Annotated in this window: 23 protein-coding genes, 1 tRNA gene and 1 other RNA gene; 5 read left to right on the top strand and 20 right to left on the bottom strand. The window is 60.6% G+C overall.

Translation table 11 applies throughout. The features are described 5' to 3' along the window. Window positions 1–292: 292 nt before the first annotated feature. Complete coding sequence (locus AB7E65_RS02545) at window positions 293–625, bottom strand: phage integrase N-terminal SAM-like domain-containing protein (protein WP_428745209.1); 333 nt, start codon at window positions 623–625, stop codon at window positions 293–295. A 187-nt stretch (window positions 626–812) separates the two neighbouring features. On the opposite strand from AB7E65_RS02545, the gene purB reads away from it, so the two are divergent. The 4 genes from purB (at window position 813) to AB7E65_RS02525 (ending at window position 4,043) form a co-directional block, all read left to right on the top strand. After that, complete coding sequence (gene purB, locus AB7E65_RS02540; RefSeq protein WP_072286209.1) at window positions 813–2,168, top strand: adenylosuccinate lyase; 1,356 nt, start codon at window positions 813–815, stop codon at window positions 2,166–2,168. Between the two features lie 155 nt (window positions 2,169–2,323). Continuing rightward, window positions 2,324–3,145, top strand: coding sequence for a CvfB family protein (locus AB7E65_RS02535; RefSeq protein ID WP_428745208.1), 822 nt, complete (start codon window positions 2,324–2,326; stop codon window positions 3,143–3,145). 70 nt (window positions 3,146–3,215) lie between these two features. Further along, a complete protein-coding gene (locus AB7E65_RS02530; protein ID WP_428745207.1) occupies window positions 3,216–3,431 on the top strand; it encodes a DUF1653 domain-containing protein in 216 nt (71 codons plus the stop codon). A gap of 147 nt (window positions 3,432–3,578) precedes the next feature. Continuing rightward, window positions 3,579–4,043 carry an FKBP-type peptidyl-prolyl cis-trans isomerase gene (locus tag AB7E65_RS02525; protein WP_428745206.1) on the top strand — a complete coding sequence of 155 codons (465 nt, stop codon included), beginning with the start codon at window positions 3,579–3,581 and terminating at the stop codon, window positions 4,041–4,043. Window positions 4,044–4,124: 81 nt separating this feature from the next. On the opposite strand, the gene rpsA is transcribed toward AB7E65_RS02525, so the two are convergent. Beyond that, window positions 4,125–5,339, bottom strand: coding sequence for a 30S ribosomal protein S1 (rpsA, locus tag AB7E65_RS02520; protein ID WP_428745205.1), 1,215 nt, complete (start codon window positions 5,337–5,339; stop codon window positions 4,125–4,127). A gap of 250 nt (window positions 5,340–5,589) precedes the next feature. Between rpsA and AB7E65_RS02515 the strand changes: the two genes are divergently transcribed. After that, the gene (locus tag AB7E65_RS02515; RefSeq protein ID WP_072286214.1) at window positions 5,590–6,564 is read left to right on the top strand and encodes an arsenic resistance protein; all 975 of its coding nucleotides are present in this window, start codon (window positions 5,590–5,592) and stop codon (window positions 6,562–6,564) included. Between the two features lie 52 nt (window positions 6,565–6,616). Here AB7E65_RS02515 and AB7E65_RS02510 read toward each other — a convergent pair whose 3' ends face one another. The 18 genes from AB7E65_RS02510 to hisD form a co-directional block, all read right to left on the bottom strand. Further along, a complete protein-coding gene (locus tag AB7E65_RS02510) occupies window positions 6,617–7,108 on the bottom strand; it encodes an NUDIX domain-containing protein (RefSeq protein WP_428745204.1) in 492 nt (163 codons plus the stop codon). A gap of 35 nt (window positions 7,109–7,143) precedes the next feature. Then, the gene (locus tag AB7E65_RS02505; protein ID WP_072286216.1) at window positions 7,144–8,172 is read right to left on the bottom strand and encodes a TIGR00730 family Rossman fold protein; all 1,029 of its coding nucleotides are present in this window, start codon (window positions 8,170–8,172) and stop codon (window positions 7,144–7,146) included. Window positions 8,173–8,199: 27 nt separating this feature from the next. Next, window positions 8,200–8,769, bottom strand: coding sequence for a hypothetical protein (locus AB7E65_RS02500; RefSeq protein WP_072286217.1), 570 nt, complete (start codon window positions 8,767–8,769; stop codon window positions 8,200–8,202). Window positions 8,770–8,853: 84 nt separating this feature from the next. Beyond that, window positions 8,854–9,247: RNase P RNA component class A (rnpB, locus tag AB7E65_RS02495), an RNA gene on the bottom strand. A gap of 19 nt (window positions 9,248–9,266) precedes the next feature. Further along, on the bottom strand, window positions 9,267–9,980 hold the full coding sequence (locus AB7E65_RS02490; RefSeq protein WP_072286218.1) for a zinc ribbon domain-containing protein: 714 nt from the start codon (window positions 9,978–9,980) through the stop codon (window positions 9,267–9,269). A 65-nt stretch (window positions 9,981–10,045) separates the two neighbouring features. Further along, entirely contained in the window at window positions 10,046–11,170 is a 1,125-nt protein-coding gene (locus AB7E65_RS02485) for a Nif3-like dinuclear metal center hexameric protein (RefSeq protein ID WP_428745203.1), read from the bottom strand. 107 nt (window positions 11,171–11,277) lie between these two features. Continuing rightward, window positions 11,278–11,353, bottom strand: a tRNA-Ile gene (locus AB7E65_RS02480). A gap of 38 nt (window positions 11,354–11,391) precedes the next feature. Then, the gene (rpoD, locus tag AB7E65_RS02475) at window positions 11,392–13,155 is read right to left on the bottom strand and encodes an RNA polymerase sigma factor RpoD (RefSeq protein WP_072286219.1); all 1,764 of its coding nucleotides are present in this window, start codon (window positions 13,153–13,155) and stop codon (window positions 11,392–11,394) included. Between the two features lie 71 nt (window positions 13,156–13,226). Further along, a complete protein-coding gene (gene dnaG / locus AB7E65_RS02470; protein ID WP_320361162.1) occupies window positions 13,227–15,041 on the bottom strand; it encodes a DNA primase in 1,815 nt (604 codons plus the stop codon). Next, the gene (locus AB7E65_RS02465) at window positions 15,038–17,404 is read right to left on the bottom strand and encodes an endonuclease MutS2 (RefSeq protein ID WP_072286221.1); all 2,367 of its coding nucleotides are present in this window, start codon (window positions 17,402–17,404) and stop codon (window positions 15,038–15,040) included. The genes dnaG and AB7E65_RS02465 overlap by 4 nt, the downstream gene beginning before the upstream one ends. A gap of 25 nt (window positions 17,405–17,429) precedes the next feature. Then, window positions 17,430–17,930 (bottom strand): CvpA family protein, encoded by a 501-nt coding sequence (locus AB7E65_RS02460; RefSeq protein ID WP_072286222.1) that lies wholly within the window; start codon window positions 17,928–17,930, stop codon window positions 17,430–17,432. A gap of 19 nt (window positions 17,931–17,949) precedes the next feature. Further along, on the bottom strand, window positions 17,950–18,399 hold the full coding sequence (locus AB7E65_RS02455) for a GatB/YqeY domain-containing protein (protein WP_072286223.1): 450 nt from the start codon (window positions 18,397–18,399) through the stop codon (window positions 17,950–17,952). A 96-nt stretch (window positions 18,400–18,495) separates the two neighbouring features. Next, window positions 18,496–19,137 (bottom strand): phosphoribosyl-ATP diphosphatase, encoded by a 642-nt coding sequence (locus AB7E65_RS02450; protein WP_428745202.1) that lies wholly within the window; start codon window positions 19,135–19,137, stop codon window positions 18,496–18,498. A gap of 28 nt (window positions 19,138–19,165) precedes the next feature. Further along, window positions 19,166–19,933, bottom strand: coding sequence for an imidazole glycerol phosphate synthase subunit HisF (hisF, locus tag AB7E65_RS02445; RefSeq protein ID WP_072286225.1), 768 nt, complete (start codon window positions 19,931–19,933; stop codon window positions 19,166–19,168). Window positions 19,934–20,173: 240 nt separating this feature from the next. Then, window positions 20,174–20,905, bottom strand: a complete 732-nt coding sequence (hisA, locus tag AB7E65_RS02440) for a 1-(5-phosphoribosyl)-5-[(5-phosphoribosylamino)methylideneamino]imidazole-4-carboxamide isomerase (protein WP_072286226.1) — start codon at window positions 20,903–20,905, stop codon at window positions 20,174–20,176. Further along, window positions 20,905–21,525: an imidazole glycerol phosphate synthase subunit HisH gene (gene hisH / locus AB7E65_RS02435; protein ID WP_072286227.1), complete on the bottom strand. Its 621-nt coding sequence runs from the start codon at window positions 21,523–21,525 to the stop codon at window positions 20,905–20,907. The genes hisA and hisH overlap by 1 nt, the downstream gene beginning before the upstream one ends. 3 nt (window positions 21,526–21,528) lie before the next feature. Beyond that, window positions 21,529–22,116 (bottom strand): imidazoleglycerol-phosphate dehydratase HisB, encoded by a 588-nt coding sequence (gene hisB / locus AB7E65_RS02430; protein ID WP_428745201.1) that lies wholly within the window; start codon window positions 22,114–22,116, stop codon window positions 21,529–21,531. Between the two features lie 65 nt (window positions 22,117–22,181). Beyond that, window positions 22,182–23,474, bottom strand: a complete 1,293-nt coding sequence (gene hisD, locus AB7E65_RS02425) for a histidinol dehydrogenase (protein WP_072288013.1) — start codon at window positions 23,472–23,474, stop codon at window positions 22,182–22,184. Window positions 23,475–23,477: the final 3 nt, after the last annotated feature.

Genomic DNA, 23,477 nt, shown 5'->3' with positions numbered 1-23,477 from the left:
CCCGGATAAAACAACTGGCTGCCAGGAGCCTGTCGGATTATCCCGGTAGAAGCAAAAATTTGGATGTTTGAGATCAGATTTTAGCTCGTTTTCATCCGGAAACGGCCCTTTTCCGCCGTGGCGGCGTCAATCCGCAGGCTTGCTTGTGCGGCGTACCGATGTACGCCTCCGCACAACCCCTTGATTTCCTTGCCACAACGAAAAATTGCTTGTTTCCCATATGAAAACTACGCTGTAGCCATCCGGAGTTTCCGGATGGACACTGAGCTCGTTTGAAGGTTCATAGCCGTAGCTATGGGCCGAAAAGGAGCTGAAATATGGGCCATACAGCCGAATTTGCATTCGGCGCATGGATAGTCCGACAGCCTCCCAGGCCACCGAGAATCGTCCTGACTTCGTCGCGGGTCAAGACCACGGGAAGTCTCCTGGGTTTTCGCACCCGGATAACCGCTCCGAGATCGCAGACTTCGCGACCGATGACGTAACGATATAAAAACAGCAAGGCCGACAATGCCTGGTTCTGGGTGGAAGCGCCTACGTTGTGCTTTACTGCCAGATGCGCAAGAAACGCATTGATCTCCGGTTCGCCCATTTCGGCCGGATGGCGAACTTCATGGAAGAAGATGTTTATTGAAAAAAATTAAACGGCACTTTTTTGTAGCGCTCCCAACTCTTTCTGTCAATATTATTTAATCCGTAAAATCCAAGATTGCTGGAGATTCACGACAAAGTCCCTGAAACAGCCAAAGAACCTTGCAGTATCGGGCCGCTGCGTTTATAGTGCAGGATTATTCAAAATCAAGGAGATTGCCATGATTACGGCTATCAGCCCGCTGGACGGGCGTTATGCATCGAAGGTTTCCGTGCTGACGGACTGTTTTTCCGAATACGCGCTGCTGCGCAACCGGGTGAAGGTGGAGGTGCTGTGGCTGCTGGCGCTGTGCGCCGAACCGGGGATCCCCGAGTGCCGCACGGTAACGCCCGAAGAGGAACAAACCCTGCGCGCCATCGTGAAGGATTTCACGCCGGAGGAAGCGCAACGGATCAAGAAGATCGAGGCGGTGACCAACCACGACGTGAAGGCGGTGGAGTACTACCTGAAGGAAAAGATCGCCGGCACTTCGCTGGAGGAGATATCGGAGTTTCTGCACTTCGCCTGCACCTCGGAGGACATCAACAACCTCTCGCACGCGCTGATGCTCAAGGACGGCCTGGCCGCGCTCACCCCTTTGCAGGGTGAGATCATCGCGTTCCTCAAGAAGCTGGCCGATCAGTACAAGGCGTTGCCGATGCTGGCCCGCACCCACGGGCAGACCGCTTCGCCCACCACCATTGGCAAGGAGCTGGCGGTATTCGCCGCGCGGCTGCGCAAGCAGAGCGGCAACATTGCGCAGGTGGAGATTCTCGGCAAACTCAACGGCGCGGTAGGCAACTTCAACGCGCACCTGTCGGCCTATCCGCAGGTCGACTGGCCGGCGCTGGCGCAGCGGGTCATCGAAGGCGAGCTGGGCCTGACCCAGAACATGTTCACCACCCAGATCGAGCCGCACGACTACATGGCCGAACTGTTCGACGCCCTGGCGCGCTGGAACACCATCCTCATCGATCTGAACCGCGACATCTGGACCTACATCTCCATGGCCTATTTCGGCCAGAAAACCATAGCCGGCGAAGTCGGTTCCTCGACCATGCCGCACAAGGTCAACCCCATCGATTTCGAAAACTCGGAAGGCAACTGCGGGCTGGCCAACGCCATCTTCAGCCACCTGTCGGCCAAACTGCCGGTGTCACGCCTGCAGCGCGATTTGACCGACTCGACGGTACTGCGCAACATGGGCGTGGGCTTCGGCTACAGCATGATCGCCTACCGCTCGACCCTCAAGGGTCTGGGCAAACTCAAGCTCAACGAGCACAAGCTGGCTGCGGACCTGGACCACGCCTGGGAGGTGCTGGCCGAACCGATCCAGACGGTGATGCGCAAGGCCGGCATCGAGAAACCTTACGAAAAGCTCAAGGAGCTGACCCGCGGCCACGCCATCGACCGCGATACCATCCGCGCCTTTGTCGAAGGTCTGGAGCTGGCGGCCGACGACAAGCAGCGCCTGCTGGACATGACCCCGGCAAGCTACACCGGCATGGCCGCGAAGATTGCCGAGCTGCTGGACTGATCCGGCATTTCACTGCTGCCAGATGCCAGGGGGCCGCGACTGCGGCCCCTTGCTGTTTTGTCCGGGCTTGCTTTCAGACGCATTTTTGCGCATGCTTGAAAAATATTCGGTTTTAGATGTTTTCCGGAGCAGGAAAATATCACAGGAGATCAGCTATGTTGGAAATCGGCCGGGCCCAGACCCTGACCATCGACTATATCGACCAGCGCGGCGCCTGGCTGCGGACCGGCGAGGAGCCGATCCTGCTGCCGTCGCGCCAGGTGCCTGAAAACGCGCGCCCCGGCACCCCCGTGGAGGTATTCGTCTACCTGCACGCCGGCGCACCGCTGGCGACCCTGCGCCAGCCACTGGCCCAGGTCGGCGAATTCGCCCTGCTACGGGTCAACACCGCCGACCAGAGCGGCACTTTTCTGGAGTGGGGCATGGAGAAGGAGCTGCTGGTGCCTTTCAGCGAGCAGCCCAAACGTATGAAACAGGGCCAGTATTACATGGTGCGGGTCTGCCTTGACGACCAGGGCCGCTGCTTCGCCAGCGGCCGCATCGACCGCTGGCTGGAACGGGACAACATCGAACTGGAGGAAGGCCAGCCGGTCAGCATGCTGATCTGGCAGTTTACCGACCTCGGCGCCAAGGTCATTGTCGAGCACCGCTACAGCGCACTGCTCTACCGCAGCGAAGTGCAGCCGGAAATGAAGCCCGGCGACCGGCTCAAAGGCTTTGTCAAAAGCCTCCGCACCGACGGCAAGGTCGACGTCACCCTGCACCGCGCCGGCAAGGCCGGCACCGACCGCGCGGTGGGGATCCTGCTGGAGGCCCTGGGCAAAAGCGGCTTTTTGCCCCTGCATGACAACAGCCCCCCGGAGCTTATCCGGAAGCAGCTCGGCATGAGCAAAAAAGCCTTCAAAAAAGCCGTCGGCGGCCTCTACAAGACCGGGCGCATCGAGCTGCTCGACAACGGCATCCGTCTGAAGGAATAGGCTTGGGGAGCAGAATCTCGCAAATCCGCCCTGTCTCGTTACAAACCAACAGTCACCTGGGGATAAAAAAATGCTCCCGAAAGGCATCTACCGCCACTTCAAGGGCAACCTCTACGAAGTGCTGGACATTGCGCGGCACAGCGAAACCGAAGAATGGTTCGTGGTCTACCGGGCCCTTTACGGCGACATGGGCGTCTGGATACGCCCCCTGGCGAACTTTTGCGAAACGGTCGAAACAGATGGGCAAAGCCTGCCGCGCTTTGCCTACATCGGCGAAAAACCATAACTTTTTTCTTGACGGGATACCGTCAATAGTTGTATCACCCCTTTTTCCGACGGCCTTCGCCGCCGGCTCACAGCCCCATGGCCCATCGGCCGCCGGTCCAGGTACCGTTTCTTTAAACTGCTACCCCTTAACGGGAAGGATAAAATCATGGCCCAGGCAAAACAAGGCGATCGCGTTAAAATTCACTTTACCGGCCGGCTCGACGACGGCAGCGTCTTCGACACCACGACCGGCGACAGCTCGTGCCAGTGCGGAGACTGCGGCGACGAAAATGCCCCTTACGAACTGGTGATCGGCAACGAAGAGTTTTTCGTTCCCGTGGAGGAGGCTCTGGTCGGTATGGCGCCGGGCGAGAAGAAAAAGATCGTGGTCAGTCCGGAGGATGCTTTCGGCGACTACGATGACGAATGCGTCTTTACCATCGAGCGCAGCCAGCTGCCCGACGACATGCAGCCGGAAGTCGGCATGGAACTGGAGCTGGCCGACGAGGACGACGAAAGCGTGGCGGTCACCGTCGTCGACCTTACCGACACGACCGTCACTTTCGACGCCAACCATCCCCTGGCGGGCGAAGAGCTGACCTTCGATATCGAGCTGGTGGAAATTATCTGAAAATCGAGCGGCCCCCGGAAGAATCCTACCGGGGGCCGCTCGCCTTTTATACCTGTTTTTCCCGTCCCGCGATCCGCGTACCTATCGCTTCTTCCCCTTCTTCTCGAATTTGCCCTTGAGCAACTCCCCGAAGGTGCCCATGGAGCCGCCGCCGGGCTTTTCGACGTAGTTCTTCGGCGCGGCGCTTTCGGCGCCGGCCGCGGTGGGCGCCAGGGCAATGCGACGCTGTTCGCGGTCGATCTGCTCGACGGTCACCAGCAGCTGCTGACCGACCTCCAGCACTTCGCGGGGATGGCTGATACGGCGCCCCGCCCCGAGTTTGGAGATGTGGATCAAGCCGTCGATGCCTTCCTCAAGAGCCACGAACGCGCCAAAAGGAACAAGCCGCACCACTGTGCCGGTATGTACGGAGCCCTCGGCGTAAAGCGTGCCGACCTTGCTCCAGGGATCGGCCTGGGTATCGCGGAGACTGAAGGAAAAGCGCCCCGCCTCCCAGTCGAGCTTTTTTACCGCCAGCTGCAACTGCTGCCCGACATGCAGCGCTTCACCGATATTTTCGACCCGCCCGTAACTGATTTCGGAAATCGGCAGCAAGCCTTCCAGCCCGCCGATATCGACAAAAGCGCCGAACTCCCGCAGGGCCGTGACCGTACCCTGGACCACCATCCCCTCCTTGAGGGTTTCCCGCAGACTCTCGCGCTGGCGCGCCCGTTCCTCTTCCATCAGGGCCCGGTGGGATACGACGACATTGCGCCCCTGTTCACCGAACTGCATCACCTTGAAGGAAAGGCTCTGGCCAACCGGTATCTCGGCATCCGCATCCCGGCGCATCCCCAGTTGGGAAAAGGGACAGAAAGCCCGCATGCCGCCGGCCAGGCGCACCTCGAAGCCACCTTTGACCTCCTTTTCCAGGCGGCCTTCCACCGGAATGCCGCTGCGCCAGGCCTCCTCGATCTGGGCCGCGCCGGCGGCACCCTGGCCGAGCCGGGTGGTAAAGCGCAATTCACCGCCGGCTCCGGACAGAAAATAAACCGGCAATCTGTCGCCAACCGCAACCGTCGCCTTGCCTTCTGCATCCTGAAGTTCGCGGATATCCAGCACCCCCTCGCCTTTTTGGCCGACATCGAGAAACACCCACTGGGAGCCAACCTGCAACACCGTTGCCTCGATTTTCTGGCCGGGCTTCAGTTCCCGGGCGCCGAGCAGGCTCTGCTCCAGCAGCGCGGCGAAATCCTCCATGTCATCGTTTGCCGTTTGGTCATTGATTTCTTCCGAATCGTTCCGTGTGTCTTCCATGCACGCCTCGTCAGTGTGTTTTCATCCCTGAATTCCGGATGGACGCCTGTTAAAATAGATGCGCAGATTATAGGCCCGTTAGCCGACCGGGGGCAAGGATCTTGGCACGGATCGGGACGATCCGCCCGCGCTGGGATCCAATACACGACAGCAGAACAAAAAATCGCTTGTCAGGTTCCATGATTGTATTATAGATATATTCATATCTTTTAGGCACGTGGTTTCCCAGCGGTCGTTTCAAGGAGGATTTATGTGGAAGATTCTGTCTTACCTGCAAAAAAACCTGATCTGGACCATTCCCGCCATGATGATTGCCGGGCTTTTGTATGGCCGGTTTCTGGACGCATCTCCCCTCAAGGGGAGCATCATCCCCCTGACCTTTCTGATGGTTTATCCCATGATGGTCAACCTGCAGATCGACAAGGTTTTTTCCAGGGAAGGTCAGCGCTGTCAACTGGTGACGCAGATCATTAATTTCGCCATTATTCCCTTCGTGGCTTTCTTTCTGGGCCGCTGGTTTTTCCCCGGCCAGCCGATGGTGGTGCTCGGCCTGCTGCTTGCGGCACTGCTGCCGACCAGCGGCATGACCATCACCTGGACCGGGTTTGCCGGCGGGGACATCAATGCCGCCATCAAAATGACGGTCATCGGTCTGGTGGCGGGATCCATTGCCACGCCGTTTTATGCCAAATGGCTGATGGGGACCGTGATCGAAATCCCGCTGCTCGATGTCTTCAAGCAGATCATCCTTATCGTTTTTGTGCCCATGGTGCTGGGTTACCTTACGCAGAAATGGCTGATCCGCCGCTACGGGCAGGAGGCTTACCAGCGTGACCTGAAGAAGAAATTTCCCATGCTGTCCACCGCAGGCGTGCTCGGCATTGTATTTGTCGCCATGGCGCTCAAATCCGGCAGCATCCTCGGCAACCCCGGCATGCTGCTGGGTTATCTGGCACCGCTGGTCCTTTTGTATCTGATCAACTTCCTGCTGAGCACGGTGGTGGGGAAACTGTACTTTCCACGGGGTGAAGCCATTGCCCTGGTCTATGGCACGGTGATGCGCAACCTGAGCATCGCGCTGGCCATCGCCATGACGGTTTTTCGGGATAAGGGGGCGGAAATCGCCATTATTATCGCCATGGCCTATATCGTACAGGTCCAGGCGGCGGCATGGTACGTCAGACTTACCGACCGGCTCTTCGGCAAGGCCCCTGAAACAGCCTGAGAAAGGCGCGGCGGTGCGGCACCGGACGGTGCCGCCCGCTAACGGATCGGTTTCAGTATTCCCGGCGGGAAAAATAGGCCATGCCGGCCTCGGCATGCAGCTGGAAGGCCATGCCGGTCAGGGCGGTCCGCACAGCGCGCTCGGTGGTTTCGTCGGTCGGAACGAAATCGGGCAGATCCGCCGCGCGGCGCGGCGCCGAAAGACCGAAAATAAGCAGCGTCCCGTCCCGGGCGCTGCGCACCCGGAACTCGCGGATTTCCCCGGGGTCCAGCGTTACATGGGTCTCCTCCAGCACCTCCCGGGCACCGGCTTCCTGCCAGGTTTCACCGAGATTGACGTAGCCCCCGGGAAAGGCCCACTTGCCGAGGCCCGGCTCGATGCCGCGACGGATCTGCAGCAGGCCGTCATCGACGGGCAGCAGCATCACCACCACCGGCAGCGGGTTGAGAAAGCTGATCTGGCCGCAGTTGCTGCAGGTCCGGGGCCAGGGCTGATTCTCGATAAACGGATGGCCGCAGAACGAACAGTGGGAATGTCTGGTCATGGGCTTTTCCTTTCCTTCGCGCGGGATCGGCCGGCTCAAAAGGTATTCAGTCGCCGGATAAATGCCAGCAGCAGGCCGTAACTGCGCCGGTTGAACTCGAAGGATAGACGCGGCAGCGGCAGCAGATCGGGCTGATCCTTCTCGGCAGGCAGCGGCCCGGTTTGTTGCAAATGGCAGTCGGGCTCCTTGATTTCGGGGAATTCGTCCTCCAGCGTCTCGATCTGTTCCCGCGACAGCGGTTTATTGAGGCGGATGACCAGGGTCTTGCCGACAAACCGCATGGAATGGTAGACCCGGTAAAAAGCATCGATGATGGCCACCGCCTCGGCCGGATCGCGGGTGATGGAGAAAAGGCTGAAATCCTCGCCGGAAATCAGACCCGCCTTGAGCAGCGGGTCTTTCATGAAACTCAACACCCGCTCCCAGTAATCACCCTCGTCACTATCGATGAGCACCAGTGGAATCGGCGGATTTTTGCCGGTCTGCATCAGGGTAAGGGTTTCCATGGCTTCGTCGAGGGTGCCAAATCCGCCGGGAAACAGGGCCACGGCGGCAGCCTCTTTGAGGAAAGCCACTTTACGGTTAAAGAAGTATTTATAGGTGATGACATTGGGGCTCTGGCTCATCACCGGGTTGGTTTCCTGTTCATGGGGCAGGCGGATGTTGACGGCAAAGGAATTTTCGGCGCCGGCGCCTTCGTTGCCGGCCTGCATGATGCCGCCGCCGCCGCCGGTTATCACCATGTAGCCCTTGTCCGCCAGGAGCCGCGCAAAGCTCACGCATTTCTGGTAAATCGGCGCTTCCCTGCCGGTGCGGGCGGAGCCGAATATGGTAACCTTCTTGCGCTCCCGGTGGGCGCCGAACAGGCGGTTGGTAAAGCTCATTTCCTTCAGGGTGGTGCGCATCAGCTTCAGATCGGCCAGATAATCGATTTCCTGACCGGCGGAGAGGGTGGCCAACAGCATCTCCCTGACAATCCCGGGATGATGCACACCGGCAAGATCCACCAGTTCCTGCACCAGTTCATCGAGCCGGCCGTTGGGCTGCTTGAAGTGGATATCCATGAAATACAATCCTCCGTAAAGACAGAATCAGGCGCCGCAATCCGACGCGGATGCCTGCGAACCCGGTGCCGCAAGCAAGCCCTGCCCGTTCAGACGCTCCGCACGGATCAGCAGGCCATGCGGGCTGGCGCCCGCGAAGCGCTGGCTGAAGGCCAGGTATTGCCGCCGCAGCATGTCTTCCAGCTGCCGGGCCTGTTGCTGCTGCACCGGCGTCAGGCGCTCCCACACCTGTTCACACAGAAAAATGACGCAATTGAACGGGCGTTTGTCAACGGCCAGGCGGCAGCCATCGGCTGCGAGAAAAGGGCAGGTCAGGGCAAAGTCGGGGTCGGGGGGGGACAAGCCTTCGGCCAGCCAGGCGAGAAGATTGACCAGGGTGAAATGATGGGTACCGCAGGCACAGCAGGCGCCTTGACAGCGGCTGCACAGGGAAGGCCCGTCGGCGGCCAGAAACAGCGCGTGCAGCTGCTGCTGGCCGCGGCCGATGCGGCGCACCGCCTCGCCGATCCATGACCGCTGTTCATCTCCAAGGGCTTGAAAGTCCGCTGCGACGGAGCGCAGGGTGCGTTGCCACAGTTGGTGTCGTTGCTGAATCATCAGGCTCCAACGTCAAGCGGCACGGTGCCGTTGGCCCGTGCCGCTGTCCCGGTTTTCTGAAACATGGTCGGGATAAAAAAGGATGGCCAAAGAGAGCCGTAAGCCGGGTCCTGTTCCCCGCACCGGTTACCCGCATGCAGGGCGATGATCATTCCTCTAGGACCGCCGTCGCCGGCGGCCTCAAGCAGCCAACCCGGAAGTCTCGGGCGGGCCGCCCTCAAACACTTCCCTATTTGGCCTTGCTCCGGATGGGGTTTACCGAGCTTCCGGCGTCACCGCCGGAACTGGTGAGCTCTTACCTCACCGTTTCACCCTTACCCGCCTTGCCGAGGCGTTGCGGGCGGTTTACTTTCTGTGGCACTTTCCCTGGGGTCGCCCCCGGTTCCCGTTAGGAACCATCCTGCCCTGCGGAGCCCGGACTTTCCTCCCGCCCACCTCCGCCTCAGCGGGGCAGGCCGGCGATCACCTGGCTTTCTTTGACCATCCCATGGTAATTGTCAGTCTTCTCGCCCGGTCACGAACAGCAGCCGGTTGCAATGGGGGCAACTCTGAATCTGCGGCTCCAGGAACAGGCTGTTGAACAGCTGCGGCGGCAGGTGCATGTGACAGCCGGTGCAGTTGCCGTCACGCGCTTCCACAACAGCCACTCCGCCACGCCGCTCCATAAGCAGGGCATAGCGCTTCTGAAGTTGCTTGGGGAGCGGATCGAAATGCGTGCTGCGCTGACCGGCCTTTTCCTCAAGCATTTTATCACAGGCGCCGAGAGCTTCGGTAATCTCATTACCGCGCGCCTCGGAGCGGGCCTTGAGTTCTTCCAGCTGACCGAGCTTTTCCTCTTTTTCAGCCTGGAGATCGGCGATGCGAGCCAATTTTTCATCGCATTGCGCGGTCAGATCCTTGGTCATCTTTTTGGTGGCATCGATCTCCTTGAGCACCGCCAGATATTCCTTCTGGGTTTTGATCTCCGGCAACCGGTCTTCTGAGCGCCTGACGTGGACATCTTCCTGAGCCAACCCCTGATGAAGTTCTTCTATCTGGCTCTGAAAGCCGCTTATCTCCTCATCCAGGCTATCCACCATGGCCTGTATGCGCAGCTTTTCACTTTCCAGATCCGCTTGTTCCTTCTCCAGGTTGCGGCGTTCCTGACGGATGCCATTCAATTCACGGTCGAGTTCCTGCAAAGCCCTGAGAAGTTCTATTTGTTCGTGCACGTTGTTGCCTCCCTGGTTCTCCGGTAATACCTTTTTTACTGCCGTCTACCAATAAAAAGGGGGGATCAGACCGTAACAAACGGATCCTGCTCCCCCCCGAGTTCTTCGAATTCCACGGTCATGCGCCGTTCCGCAGCGGCCTCGCGCAACGCTGCGGCCAGGTGCTTGACCATGATATGTTCCGTACCGAAATGGCCGGCATCGATCAGTGCCACCCTGCCGGAACGGGCCACGAGCGCCTCGTGGTATTTCACGTCACCGGTGACCAGCACATCGGCGCCCTGCCGGACGGCTTCACCCAGCAGAGAAGCGCCGCTGCCTCCGCACACGGCAACCTTGGCCACCTGTTGCTCCAAATCTCCGACAACACGAAGATGCGGAACCCCCAGGCCGAGCTTGACATTCCGGGCAAAGCTGCCGAGGGTGGCGGAACCCGCCAGATAACCGATGCGACCGAGTCCGACATCCGGGCGCTGGTTGGCCAGCGGCACCAGATCGTAGGCCACCTCCTCGTAGGGATGGGCCTTGAGCATGCGCTGAATGGCACGGGCCTGCACCTCGGGCGTCAGAACGGTTTCGATGCGAACCTCGGCGACCTGCTCCATGCTGCCCGGTTGGCCGATAAATGGCCGGCAGTCCTGTCCGGAGCGAAAAGTGCCGGTGCCATCAACGCGGAAGGAACAGCGGTCGTAATCGCCGACGGTTCCGGCGCCGGCCTCGAAAAGCGCCGAGGCCACCCGTTCCTCGTAGCCTCTGGGAACGTAAACCGCGAGCTTGAACAGGGTGCCGCCGCAGGCTTTCAGCGGCGTGGTTTTTTCGATGCCGAGAATCGCAGCGAGCCAATCGTTGAGACCGTTTGTCGCGCAATCGAGATTGGTGTGGGCGCTGATAATGGCAACCCCTTCACGAATCGCCCGCATCAGCAGGCGCCCGGTTTCATCGGCGGCGCTGATGCGTTTCAAGGGCTGGAAGATCGCCGGGTGGTGGCTGACAATGACCTGGGCTCCGGCCTGCAACGCCCGATCCAGAGCCGCTTCACAGACATCCAGACAGACCAGGACGCGACGCACCGGGGCTGCGGGATCCCCGGCCTGCAGGCCGACATTGTCCCAGCTTTCGGCCAAAGCCGGCGGATACAGGCGGTTCAGCAAGCCAAGCAGATCTTGTACGCGAACGGTGCATTCCTTCATAAGCAGCCAGTTTGAAAAAAGAAGAGTGCAACTCTATCGTTGCACTCTTCGGTAGCAGGGGTGGTACTGTATGTATTCGTGAGTTCTCGCCTCATCACCCATCCGAGTGGTGGGCCCACCAGGATTCGAACCTGGGACCAACCGGTTATGAGCCGGTGGCTCTACCAACTGAGCTATAGGCCCGGAACAGTCCATCAGTTTAAAATTTCGGATTCATCGTGTCAAGTGGTTTCCACGAAACTCTTCAGCCGCTTGGCGCGGCTGGGGTGACGCAGTTTGCGCAGCGCCTTGGCCTCGATCTGGCGAATGCGTTCACGGGTAACGGCGAAGTCCTGCCCGACCTCTTCCAGGGTATGATCGGATTTTTCGCCGATACCGAACCGCATGCGCAGAACCTTCTCTTCCCGCGGTGTCAGCGATGCCAGCACCCGCGCCGTCTGATCCGACAGGTTGCTCTTGATGACCGCCTCCAGCGGCGACACCACGCCCTTGTCCTCGATAAAATCCCCCAGGGAAGAATCCTCTTCCTCACCGATGGGCGTTTCGAGGCTGATCGGCTCCTTGGCGATCTTGAGCACCCGCCGCACCTTTTCCAGCGGCAATTCCATGCGCTCGGCAATTTCCTCGGGCACCGGTTCACGCCCCATCTCCTGCACCAGTTGACGGCTGGTACGGATCAGTTTGTTGATGGTTTCAATCATATGCACCGGGATGCGGATGGTGCGCGCCTGATCGGCAATGGCGCGGGTAATGGCCTGCCTGATCCACCAGGTCGCATAGGTGGAAAATTTGTAACCGCGCTGATATTCGAACTTGTCGACGGCTTTCATCAGGCCGATGTTGCCTTCCTGAATCAGATCCAGAAACTGCAAGCCGCGATTGGTGTATTTCTTGGCGATGGAAACCACCAGCCGCAAGTTGGCCTCGACCAGTTCGCTCTTGGCCGCCTTGGCGCGCCACTCGCCCTTCTGCACTTCCTTGAGGGACTCCAGCAGCTCCTCCGGTGCGAAACCTGATTCCTCCTCGACACGGTTGAACTTGCGCTGCGCGCCCTTGAGACGCTTTTCCACCGAAAGCAGGGTATCGACGGGGACATTCAGCTCCTGCGAGATGCGGTGCGCTTCCTCGTCGCTTTTGCGCATGCGCCGCAGCAACCGCTTGATTTCCTTGTGAGGCTGCTTAAGCTCATCCTCGCAGGCCTGCACCTCGGAAAGTCCTTTCTTGACCTGCTGCGCCATCTCCTTGAGTCGGTCGACAATCTTGTCAACCTGAAAGTCCTTCAGGCGGATTTCACGCATCAACTCGCTGATGACGAGCTTGATATCTCCGATTTGGGTACGCAGTGCGTTGCGTTGCTGACGGTCCCCACAGTCAGCCAGCCGCTGGCGCAGCTCCATGAGCTGCTCGTTATGCTGACGGATCTTTTCCACCAGCCCCAGAATGCGCTCCCGCTGCACCCCTTCGGCATCGGCGCCCTCTTCCTCTTCGTACTCCTTGGTGATCTCGGCCACGCCAATCTGTTCCCTGGCGAGTTTTTCACCCAGGCGGATCACTTCGCGAAAGGCGATGGGCGTCTTCATGATCACCCTGGCAACCAGCGCCTCACCTTCCTCGATGCGCTTGGCAATCTCGACTTCGCCCTCACGGGTCAACAGGGAAACCTGTCCCATCTCGCGCAGATACATGCGCACCGGATCGCTGGTCCGTCCCAGGGTCCCGGCTTCGTATTCGGTTTCCTCTTCCTCTCCGGATTCGCCGCCTTCTTCATCACCTTCCCCCTGGGTCTGGGGCAGAGACACCTTTTGCTCCGAATCGACCACCTCGATGTCCATTTCCCCGAACAGGCTCATGACATCGTCCAGCTGGTCGGAAGAAACAACGCTTTCCGGAAGATAATCGTTCACCTCATCATAGGTAAGGTAACCTTTTTCCTTGCCCATATCGATAAGCTGCTGCACTTCTTCCATGCCATGCTTCTTGGCCATTCTCGATGTTCTCCTCTGGACTTCCTGCAAATATTGGAAGTCATCGGTTTGTTAAGTACCGATTTGGAAAATTACCCTTTGAGTCTGCGCGTCAATTCCTGAAATTCACGCTGCCAGTTTGCCAGTCCACTGAAATCCTGACCTCTTTCGGCCTCGCGCATCAGCCCCTGCAGTTGCTGTAACCGCTGCTTCATGCGCTCTTTCTTCACCGTTTCGCGGCACTGCTGGAAAAGCTCGTCGGAATTTTCCGCATACAGTCCTTCGTCTTCTATCAGGATACCCGAAAGCAGCCCCTGCTGGGTCGCGTCCAGGTCATCAATTCGCATTTTTTCCTCGAGCGGAGCGTTTTCCGCCGGAAGGGCGACGGCCCGTTCGGCAAGCAGGTGCATATCCCCCGCATCGAACAACTCATCGATCCCGATGCGCCGGGCTTCGTCCCGGGCCACCTCGTAACTGAGCAGCAGCCGCAGCAGAATCCGCTGCGCCTTGAGCGCCACGCTCGGCGCCGCCGCAACCGCCCGGGAATCTACCGCCGCCGGTGGCCGCGCGGTGACCACTGAGACGCGCGGCGGCACGCTGGGCTGCGCCACGGGTCGCACCTTGCGACGCAGCAGCGCTTCATCCAGCCCGGTTCGGGAGGCCAGCTCCTTCAGATAAAGGTCCCTTTCGATGTCGCCCGGCAACAGTCGCAGTCTGGCGAGAATCTTTTCCACCGCCCTGGCCCGGTTTTCGATCCCGGCCCCGTGCTCCTCCAGGGTCTGGGCCATGAACATTTCCAGCGCCGGACGTGCCGCCGCCAGCCGTTCGCGCATGTCATCCGCATCGTGCTTGCACAGAAAGGAATCAGGATCCTCACCGGCATCCAGGGTCACCACCATGGTCTGCAGCCCTTCGGGCAACAGCACGTCCATGGCGCGAACGGTCGCCTTGCGACCGGCATCATCCTGATCAAACAATAGCAGCACACGGTCGGCGAAACGCTTGAGCAACCGTACATGCTCCGCGGTCAGAGCCGTACCGCAGGTGGCCACGGCATTGCAGAACCCCGCCCGATACAGGGCCATCTGATCGAAATAGCCCTCCACCACGATAGCGTCACCGCTTTGGCGCATGGCGTCCCGCGCCTGGCAGAGTCCGTACAGGACCCGGCTTTTATGGTAAATAGGCGATTCGGGGGAATTGATATATTTGGGCCCGCTGCCCTGCAGAAGACGTCCGCCGAAGGCCACGGCCCGACCTCGCTCGTCGAAAATCGGAAACAGCAGCCGGGCCCGGAACAGATCGTAATCGCCTCGTCCCTGTTCATGACTGGCACGGATCAGACCGAGCCGGTCCCGTGCCCAGACCGGATCAAAACCCTTCGCTCGCAGGTGCTTCGCCAGCGCTTCCCACCCCCCGGGCGCCCATCCGAGGCGGAACTGCCGGGCCAACTCGCCATCGAATCCGCGCTGGCGCAAATAGTCACGGGCCGGCTTGCCCTGGGGATCTTCCACCAGCAGCCGATGGTAAAAATCACAGGCCACTTCAACGACCCGCAACATCCGTTCACGTTCTTCGCGCCGCCGCTCCTCCTCCGGAGTAACCTGCTCTTCCTCGACCTCGATCCCGTAACGTTCGCCGAGACGCCGCACGGCGTCAGGGAAATTCAGACCCTCGATATTCATCAGGAAGGCAAACACGTCGCCGCCGACACCGCAACCGAAACAATGATAAATCTGCCGGTCGGCATTGACGTTGAAAGACGGCGTCTTTTCCGCATGAAACGGACACAGGCCGACGTGATTGCGGCCGGAACGTTTCAGCGAAACGTAATCCGAGATCACCTCGACGATATCGGCCCGCGTGCGGATTTGCTCAACCTTGTCCTCCGCGATTCTGCCCGTCATGTCTTTCTCAACTGCACCAGCGTCACGTTGTCGCCGCCCTGCCCGACGTCCGCCGCATGGAATCCCGCCACTTCGCGATGTTCGGCGAGAAATTCCCGCACCACCTTGCGCAGCACCCCTTCACCGGAGCCGTGCACGATTTCCAGTTCCGGCATGCCATGCAGCAGAGCATCATCCACAAACCGCTCCAGCAGCGGCAAAGCCTCGTCGACCCGCTTGCCGACCAGCATCAGACGCGGGCTGAAGGCATCACGCTGCACCCTGCCGCGCACCGCGCCGCCACTCTGACGAACCGCGAACCGCCGTGGACGAAAGGCCTCCAGCGACGCCAGCGGCAGGCGCAGCTTTTTGCCCTGCACGGTCATCTCGATGGCGTCGCCCTGTACCCGCACCACTTCGCCTTCGGCGCGCAGTGTGGGGATGCGTACCAGCTCTCCGACGGTCACCGACTTCGGGGCACGGTCCCGGTGCGGCGGCACGGGTTGCGCCCGATGCAGATCGTCGCGCACGGCGCGCATCTCGGTGGTCAACCGGGCCTGCTCTGGCACCTGCTGTCCGGTTTCCCGGGCCTGCTGCAGCAAATCCCTGATCTTGCGTTCGGCATCGCGCACCAGCTGATCGCCGCGACGCCGGGCTTTTTCCAGCAGCGCCTGCCGTTGTGCCTCGAAATCATCCAGCAGTTTTTTGCGCCGCGCCCGCTCCTGCTCGGCTCGCGCCCGCAATTTTCGGGCTTCGGCCAGTTCCTGTTCGAGGGCGTGCTGCCGGGCATTGATCCTTTCCATCAGCTCCAGCCCGGCCTTTTCGCCGTCTCCGAGGTAATCCTCGGCGCACCGCATGATTTCGTCAGGCAAACCGAGACGACGGGCGATGGTAAAGGCCTGGCTGGCACCGGGGATGCCGTAATGCAATCGATAGGTCGGCCGCAGCGTGACAGGATCGAATTCAACCGCTGCATTTTCCACGCCGTCCCGGGTGGCGGCATAGCCTTTGATCAGGTTCAGATGGGTCGTGGCCACCGCACGCACCCCCGCATTCCGCAGATGGTCCAGGATGGCCATGGCCAGAGCACCGCCCTCGGCGGGATCGGTGCCTGTACCGAGCTCGTCCAGCAACACCAGGGTACCGGGACCCGCCGCCTCGAGAATCCGGCGCAGGCGGGCAAGATGCCCGGAAAAAGTGGAAAGCTGCTGCTCGATACTCTGCTCGTCGCCAATATCGGCATGCACCGACGAAAACAGAAACAGCCGGCTGTCCGCATCGCAGGGAACCGGCAGGCCGGAGCGCACCATGAGCACCAGCAGACCGATGGTTTTCAGGGCAACACTCTTGCCACCGGTGTTGGGTCCGCTGATCACCAGAACCTGACGATCCCGGCCGAGCTTCAGATCAACCGGAACAGCCCTGGCCGCATCGATCTCCCCATGCGGCCCGATCATCAGTAACGGATGCCGCGCGGCACGCAGGTCGAGCAGCGGCTGGTCGACGATTTGCGGTACGACCGCGCCGCACATCTGCCCGAACCTGGCGGCCGCCCCCCGCAGATCGAAGAGCGCCAGCAAGTTCTGGTTGTGTTCCAGCGGCCCACGCTGATCCCGCACCAGGGCGGACAGGCGCCGCAGAATGCGCTCTTCTTCCCGCTGTTCGGCGCGCTGCAGCGCCTGCAGTTCGTTGTTCCACTCCAGCACGCTGTTCGGTTCGACAAACAGGGTCTGTCCGCTGGCCGACTCGTCGTGAATCAGCCCCTTGATGCGGCCACGGTGATCGGCACGCACCGGTACTACATAACGGCCGTTGCGCTCGGTGACGATGGTATCCTGAAAAACGCCGTTGAATGCTTCGGCATGCAGCATGTCTTCGAGTTTGCGGCGAATGCGGGCACGCAACTGCCGAGATGACTGGCGCAGATCGCCGAGTTCGAAGGAAGCGCTATCCAGAATTTCACCGTGACTACCGATACTGGCGCGGATTTCCCGCTGCAGAGCGTTGCAGGCCGCCAGCCCCGCAGCCAGCAGCCCCAGTTTCGGAGCACGGGACTGCCCGGCAAAATAGCCACGGCAAGCAGCCGCGGCTTCCACTGAAGACAGTACGGCCAGCAGATCTTCGGCCGGCAGCCAGCTGCCGTCCGCATGCAGCCGTCGCAAACTGCGGCGCAGATCACGACAACCACCCAGGGGTGGACGTCCCTGCTGCTCGACAAGCGCCGCCATTTCGGCAACCTCCGCCAGCGCTTCGATCACCTGGGCCGGATTATCGAGCGGATGCAGAGCCAGAATCCGCTCCTGTCCCGGCTCGGTGACGGCATGGCCGGCCAGCAGTCGGACAACTTTATCGTATTCGAGAACCCGCAGGGTTTCTTCGCTCATCAACTCCATGGACCTGCATAATGTTTCAGGACTCGCTTCCCGACGCGGAATCGGCCGGCCCGCCGTAGCGGAACAGGGAGGCGCCCATTTCAACAAGGGGCGGCGCCAGACGTGACTGAAGCATGGGTTTTTGCACGGATTCGGGAAGCGGGCTGCGACTCAGCCCGTACAGAACCAGAATCAATATCGCTCCACCCTGCAGCAGTCCGAACAGGCCACCGGCAACCCTGTTGAAGCCTCCGAGAAAAAGCAACTTGACGAAACGTGACAGAATAAACCCGATTATCGCAAAAATCAAGGCCGTCAGTAAAAACAGGGCGACAAACGCGATAATCACGCCCAGCTGACGCGGCATGGAAAAGGTTTTGAGCAAGCCTTCAGCCAGGTAGGGATGAAACCGCATGGCGACCGCCAACCCGCCGAACAGGCCGAGCAGGGAACAGAGTTCCTTGAGCAGGCCCCGCACCAGCCCCTTGACGAGGAACAGGCCCAGAACGGCGAGTATGGCCATATCGACAACATTCATGCGACACCCTCCATAGGCATTATCCGTGGGCGAGGCGCTCCCTGACCATGTCGCTGACCAGCTTGCCGTCGGCGCGGCCGCGGGTTTCGGCGGAAACGATCTTCATCACCTTGCCCATGTCGCGGGGGCCTGCGGCTCCGGTCTCGGCCACTGCCCGTTCGATCAGGGAGGCGATTTCCTCAACAGCGAGGGGTGCCGGCAGGAATTCCTGCAGAATGGCCAACTCGGCTTCTTCCTTTTCGGCCAATTCGGCGCGGCCGCCTTCCCTGTAAAGCTGCACCGACTCCTTGCGCTGTTTGACCAGGGAAGACAGGACACCGACCACCTCTTCGTCGGCCAGCTCGCCGCGCTGCTCGATCTCGCGGTTTTTGACCGCCGCCAGTACCATGCGCACGGTTGTGAGACGCAGACTGTCCTTGGCCTTCATGGCTGATTTCATGGCATCGCTAAGCTGTTGTTTGAGACTCATGCTGACCCACCTTTTATGAAAAACGTCAACGGAAACCGGCAATTTCGGGACCTCGACTCACACACCTGCCGCCACGGCCCGCGCGCAAGATGTGTTTCACCCCTTGCGGCTGGCCTTTTCCTCGATGCCGGACAGGCCGAACCGCCGCCGCAATTCGGCATAGACGCGCTCCGGCGGCAAATCGTAATAACCGAGCAGTACCAGTACGTGAAAAAACAGATCGGCGACTTCGTAAACCACTTCGTCGGCGCTGCCACCCTTGCCGGCCACCGCGGTCTCGGTGGCTTCCTCGCCGATTTTGCCGAGAATCTTGTCAAGGCCCTTGGCAAACAGGGAAGCCACATAGGACTTCTGCGACGGGTTGTCGCGTCGCTCCAGCACCACCCGGTAAACCTGCTCCAGGATATCGCCCCGGGGCGCGGCCAGAGAGCCTTGCTGTCCGAAAATCACGGTCTTGAAACAATGGCGCGATTCGCCATCCTGCTCCACCGACACCAGCAGGCTGTCACCGGAGCAGCTCAGGCGGATCTCCTTCACCCGCTGGGCGTTGCCGGCATCGGGACCCACCAGCGCCTTTCTGGAACGCGAGTAGCGATGCAGCAGGCCGGTTTCCAGGCTCAGCCGCAGGGCCTGGTCATTGAGCTGCGAAAGCATCAGCACTTCGCCGCTGGCGGCGCAGCGCACCACCGCGGGGATGAGTCCTGCGGCATCGTAGGTGATGTTGTTCAGATCGGTCATGGTTCTGTCTCCCGGCCGTAGCGCCCACTTACAGCCGCGCCGCCACGCCGCGCTGCTGCAGATATTCCTTGCATTCGCGGATCGTGTACTCGCGGAAGTGAAAAATACTGGCGGCGAGGGCAGCACTGGCACCGCCTTCGGTCAGTCCCTGATGGATATGCTCCAGATTGCCGACGCCCCCGGAGGCGATGACCGGGATACTCACCAGATCGCTGATGCCACGGGTCAGAGGAATATCGTAGCCGTCCTTGGTGCCGTCCTTGTCCATGGACGTCAGCAGGATTTCGCCGGCGCCGTAAGCCTCCATGCGCATCGCCCACTCCATGGCATCGATGCCGGTCGGCGTGCGGCCACCGTGAATATAGACTTCCCAGCGCTGCGGATCGCTGCCGGCAACGCGTCGGGCATCGATGGCCACCACGATGCATTGGGATCCGAAACGCTCTGCCGCCTCCTTGACGAAGGCGGGGTTGTTGACCGCTTCCGTATTGATGGATACCTTGTCGGCCCCGGCGTTGAGCAGGTTGCGGATATCGTCGATGGTACGGATGCCGCCACCGACGGTCAGGGGCATGAACACCCGCTCCGCGGTGCGCGCCACCACATCGAGAATGATATTGCGCTTGTCGCTGGAGGCGGTGATGTCGAGAAAGGTCAGTTCGTCGGCGCCCTGGGCATCGTAGGCTTCGGCGGCCTCAACCGGGTCGCCGGCATCGCGCAGTTCGAGGAACTGCACTCCCTTGACCACCCGCCCGTCCTTGACATCGAGACAGGGGATAATACGTTTCGTCAGCATGACTCGCCCTTCACAAGATAAGAACGCCGCGGCCCGATTACAAGGGCTGCGGGTTAATTAATTGGATCAAAAACCGGGAAAAACCGGATTTTGCACCGCGGAGACCACTGAGGTCGCAAAGGAAGCATTCAAACCAAAGACCCGTCTCCGTGGACTCAGCGCTCTCCACGGTAAAGATTCAATTTATAGGCAAAGATCAAAATTGCAGGCTTTGTCGGAATCCTCAAAATCGGCGCGGAATCAGGCTTTACCCTTGGTCAGCGCCACGGCTTCGCGCAGATCGAGGCTGCCGGTGTAGAGAGCCTTGCCGGTAATCACGCCGCTCACGCCGTACTTTTCAATGGTCATCAGGCGCGCGATATCGTCGAGACAGGACACCCCGCCGGATGCAATAACGGGGATCTCAATCGATTCGGCCAGGGCGCGGGTCGCCTCCAGGTTGGGACCGCCCATCATGCCGTCGCGGGAGATATCGGTATAAATGATCGCCTCGACGCCGAAGCCCTCCATCTCCCTGGCCAGTTCGCTGGCCAGTTTTTCGGTCACGTCGGCCCAGCCGCGCACCGCCACCAGGCCGTCGCGGGCATCGATGCCGACCACGATGTGCCCGGAAAACAGGCGGCAGGCCTCGCGCACCAGATCCGGGTTTTCCTTGGCAACCGTGCCGAGGATCACCCGATCGATGCCGAGCTTCAGGTAGGCCTCGATGGTCGCCAGGTCGCGGATCCCTCCTCCCAGTTCGGTGGGGATGGAAACCGCGTCGACAATGGCGCGAATAGCGTCACGATTGCGCGGCACGCCGGCAAAAGCGCCGTCGAGATCGACGATGTGCAGCAATTCGCCGCCCTGCTCCTGCCAGCTGCGGGCCTGGGCGCCGGGATCGTCGCTGTAGACCGTATCCTTCTCCATAAGGCCCTGCTCGAGACGTACGCAGCGCCCTTCCTTCAAATCGATAGCCGGGATGACAATCATTATAACTCTCCGAAGTTTTTGAGGATTTTCAAGCCGACCCGCTGGCTCTTTTCGGGATGAAACTGGGTCGCCATAAGGTTGTCCCGCCAGATGGCGGTACAAAAGGTGCGACCGTAGTCGGTGGTTGCGGCAACCACCGAGTCATCCTCGGGCACGACATAATAGGAATGCACGAAATAGACCGACTCGCCGTTTTCGATCCCGTTGAAAATAGGGGCCGGACGGCGGATATCGATCTGGTTCCAGCCCATGTGCGGCACCTTGAGCACCTCGCTTCGGCAGCGCATGTCCCCCGGGAAGCGCACCACCCGTCCGGGGACGATGTTCAACCCCTTGTGATGGCCGAACTCCTCGCTTTCGGTAAACAGCAGCTGCAGCCCCAGACAGATGCCGAGGAACGGCCGACCGGATTCCACATGCCGCAGAATCGGCTCGACGAAGCCGCCGCTGGTTAATTGGTCCATGCAATCGCGAAACGCGCCTACGCCGGGCAGCACCAGCCTGTCGGCCCTGGCCACGACCGCCGGATCGTCCGTCACCCGGGCCTCGAAGCCGACCTTTTCGAAGCCTTTCTGCACGCTGCGCAGATTGCCCATCCCGTAATCGACAATCACAATCATCCGTTACAGCTTTCCTTTGGTGGACAGCACCCCTTCGATGCGGGGATCGACACCGGTAGCCTCGTCCAATGCCCGCGCGAAGGCCTTGAAAACGCCTTCGATCATGTGGTGCAGATTACGGCCGTAGACCAGATTGACGTGCACGTTGGCCCCGGCGTGGTTACAGAATGCGGTAAAAAACTCCTCGACCAGTTCCACGTCGAAGGTACCGAGCTTGGCTTTGGGAAGTTCCATGTTGTAGACCAGGCAGGCCCGTCCCGAAAAATCGAGGCACACCGAGGCCAGGGTCTCGTCCATGGGGACAGTCGCGGCACCGTAACGGCGGATGCCCCGTTTATCGCCGAGGGCCGCGGCGAACGCCTGCCCGAGACAGATCCCCAGGTCTTCCACCGAGTGGTGGTCGTCGACCTCGATATCGCCTTCGGCCGCAACCGTCAGGTCGAAAAAACCGTGACGGGACAGCAACGTCAGCATGTGGTTCATAAAGGGAACCGGCGTGTCGATACGGCTTTCCCCCCGGCCGTCGAGGGTCAGGCTCAAATGGATGTTGGTCTCCCCGGTCTGTCGATCGATGGTGGCGCTGCGAGACATGGCTAACCCCCTTGCCAGCAGATGGTTGACACAGGCTGTGAAAGGCCCGCCCACAAGGACGGGAACTAGAGATCGCTGAGGCGAATGCTGACCGAACGCCCATGGGCTTCGAGCCCCTCCAACCCGGCCAGATGCACGATGGCTGGACCCAGCCGCCGCAGCCCCGCCCGGGAAAAAGAGATAATGCTCGATTTCTTGACGAAGTCGTCCACGCCCAGTGGCGAGAAGAAACGCGCCGTGCCGCCGGTCGGCAGGGTATGGTTGGGGCCGGCCAGATAATCGCCTGCCGCTTCGGGGCAGTGGTGCCCCATAAAAATGGCGCCCGCATGGCGGATTTTCGGCAGCAGGGAAAAGGCATCGCTTACCGCCAACTCCAGATGCTCCGGAGCGATGCGGTTGCTCAGCGCCACCGCTTCGTCCAGATCCCTGGCGATCAGGATGGCGCCGAAATCTTCGATGGAACGGCGCGCGATGGCGGCCCGCTGCAGGGTGGACAGATGCTCCTCCACGGCCTGCTGCACACGGCGGCCGAAACCGGCATCGGTGGTCACCAGAATAGCGGCCGCCAATTCGTCGTGCTCGGCCTGGGACAGCAGGTCGACGGCAATATGCTCCGGGCTGCCGCTGCCGTCATTGATCACCAGTATTTCGCTCGGCCCGGCGATCATGTCGATGTCGACCTGGCCGAATACCATTTTTTTAGCAGTGGCGACATAGATGTTACCCGGGCCGGTGATCTTGTCGACCCGCGGTACGGTCTCGGTGCCGTAGGCCAGCGCGGCAACCGCCTGGGCGCCACCGATTTTAAAAATACGGTCGACGCCGGCCAGATGCGCCGCCGCCAGCACATGGGGATTGACTTCCCCGCGCGGCATCGGCACCACCATGACAACCTCTTCCACGCCGGCAACCTTGGCGGGAATGGCGTTCATCAGTACCGAGGAGGGGTAACTGGCCTTACCGCCAGGCACATAGATCCCGACCCGTTCCAGGGGCTGCACCATCTGGCCCAGCACGACGTCCTGCTCGTCGGTGGTCAACCATGTTTCGGTTTTCTGGCGACGATGGAAGGCAGCGATACGATCGGCGGCCAGTTGCAGCGCCTGCAGCGATACCGTGTCGACAGCGGCCAGCGCCGCGTCGATCTCGGCGGGTGAAACTTCCAGCCCGGCGGGGGTAAGATTCATGCCGTCGAAACGGGCGGTATATTCGAGCAGCGCTGCATCTTTGCGCAACCGTACCGCCTCCAGAATTTCCCGCACGGTCTCCTCGACCCCCTCGGGGGGCTTTTCCCCCCGCGCGACAATCGCACCGAGGGCGGATTCGAATCCGGCATCGTCAAATGACAGCAATCGCATCAT

It is taken from the genome of Syntrophotalea sp. (assembly GCF_050253115.1).
GTDB classification, from domain to species: Bacteria; Desulfobacterota; Desulfuromonadia; order Desulfuromonadales; family Syntrophotaleaceae; genus Syntrophotalea; species Syntrophotalea acetylenica.
Note: the sequence above shows the minus strand (reverse complement) of the source record. Positions and strands in the feature narration are given on the sequence as shown.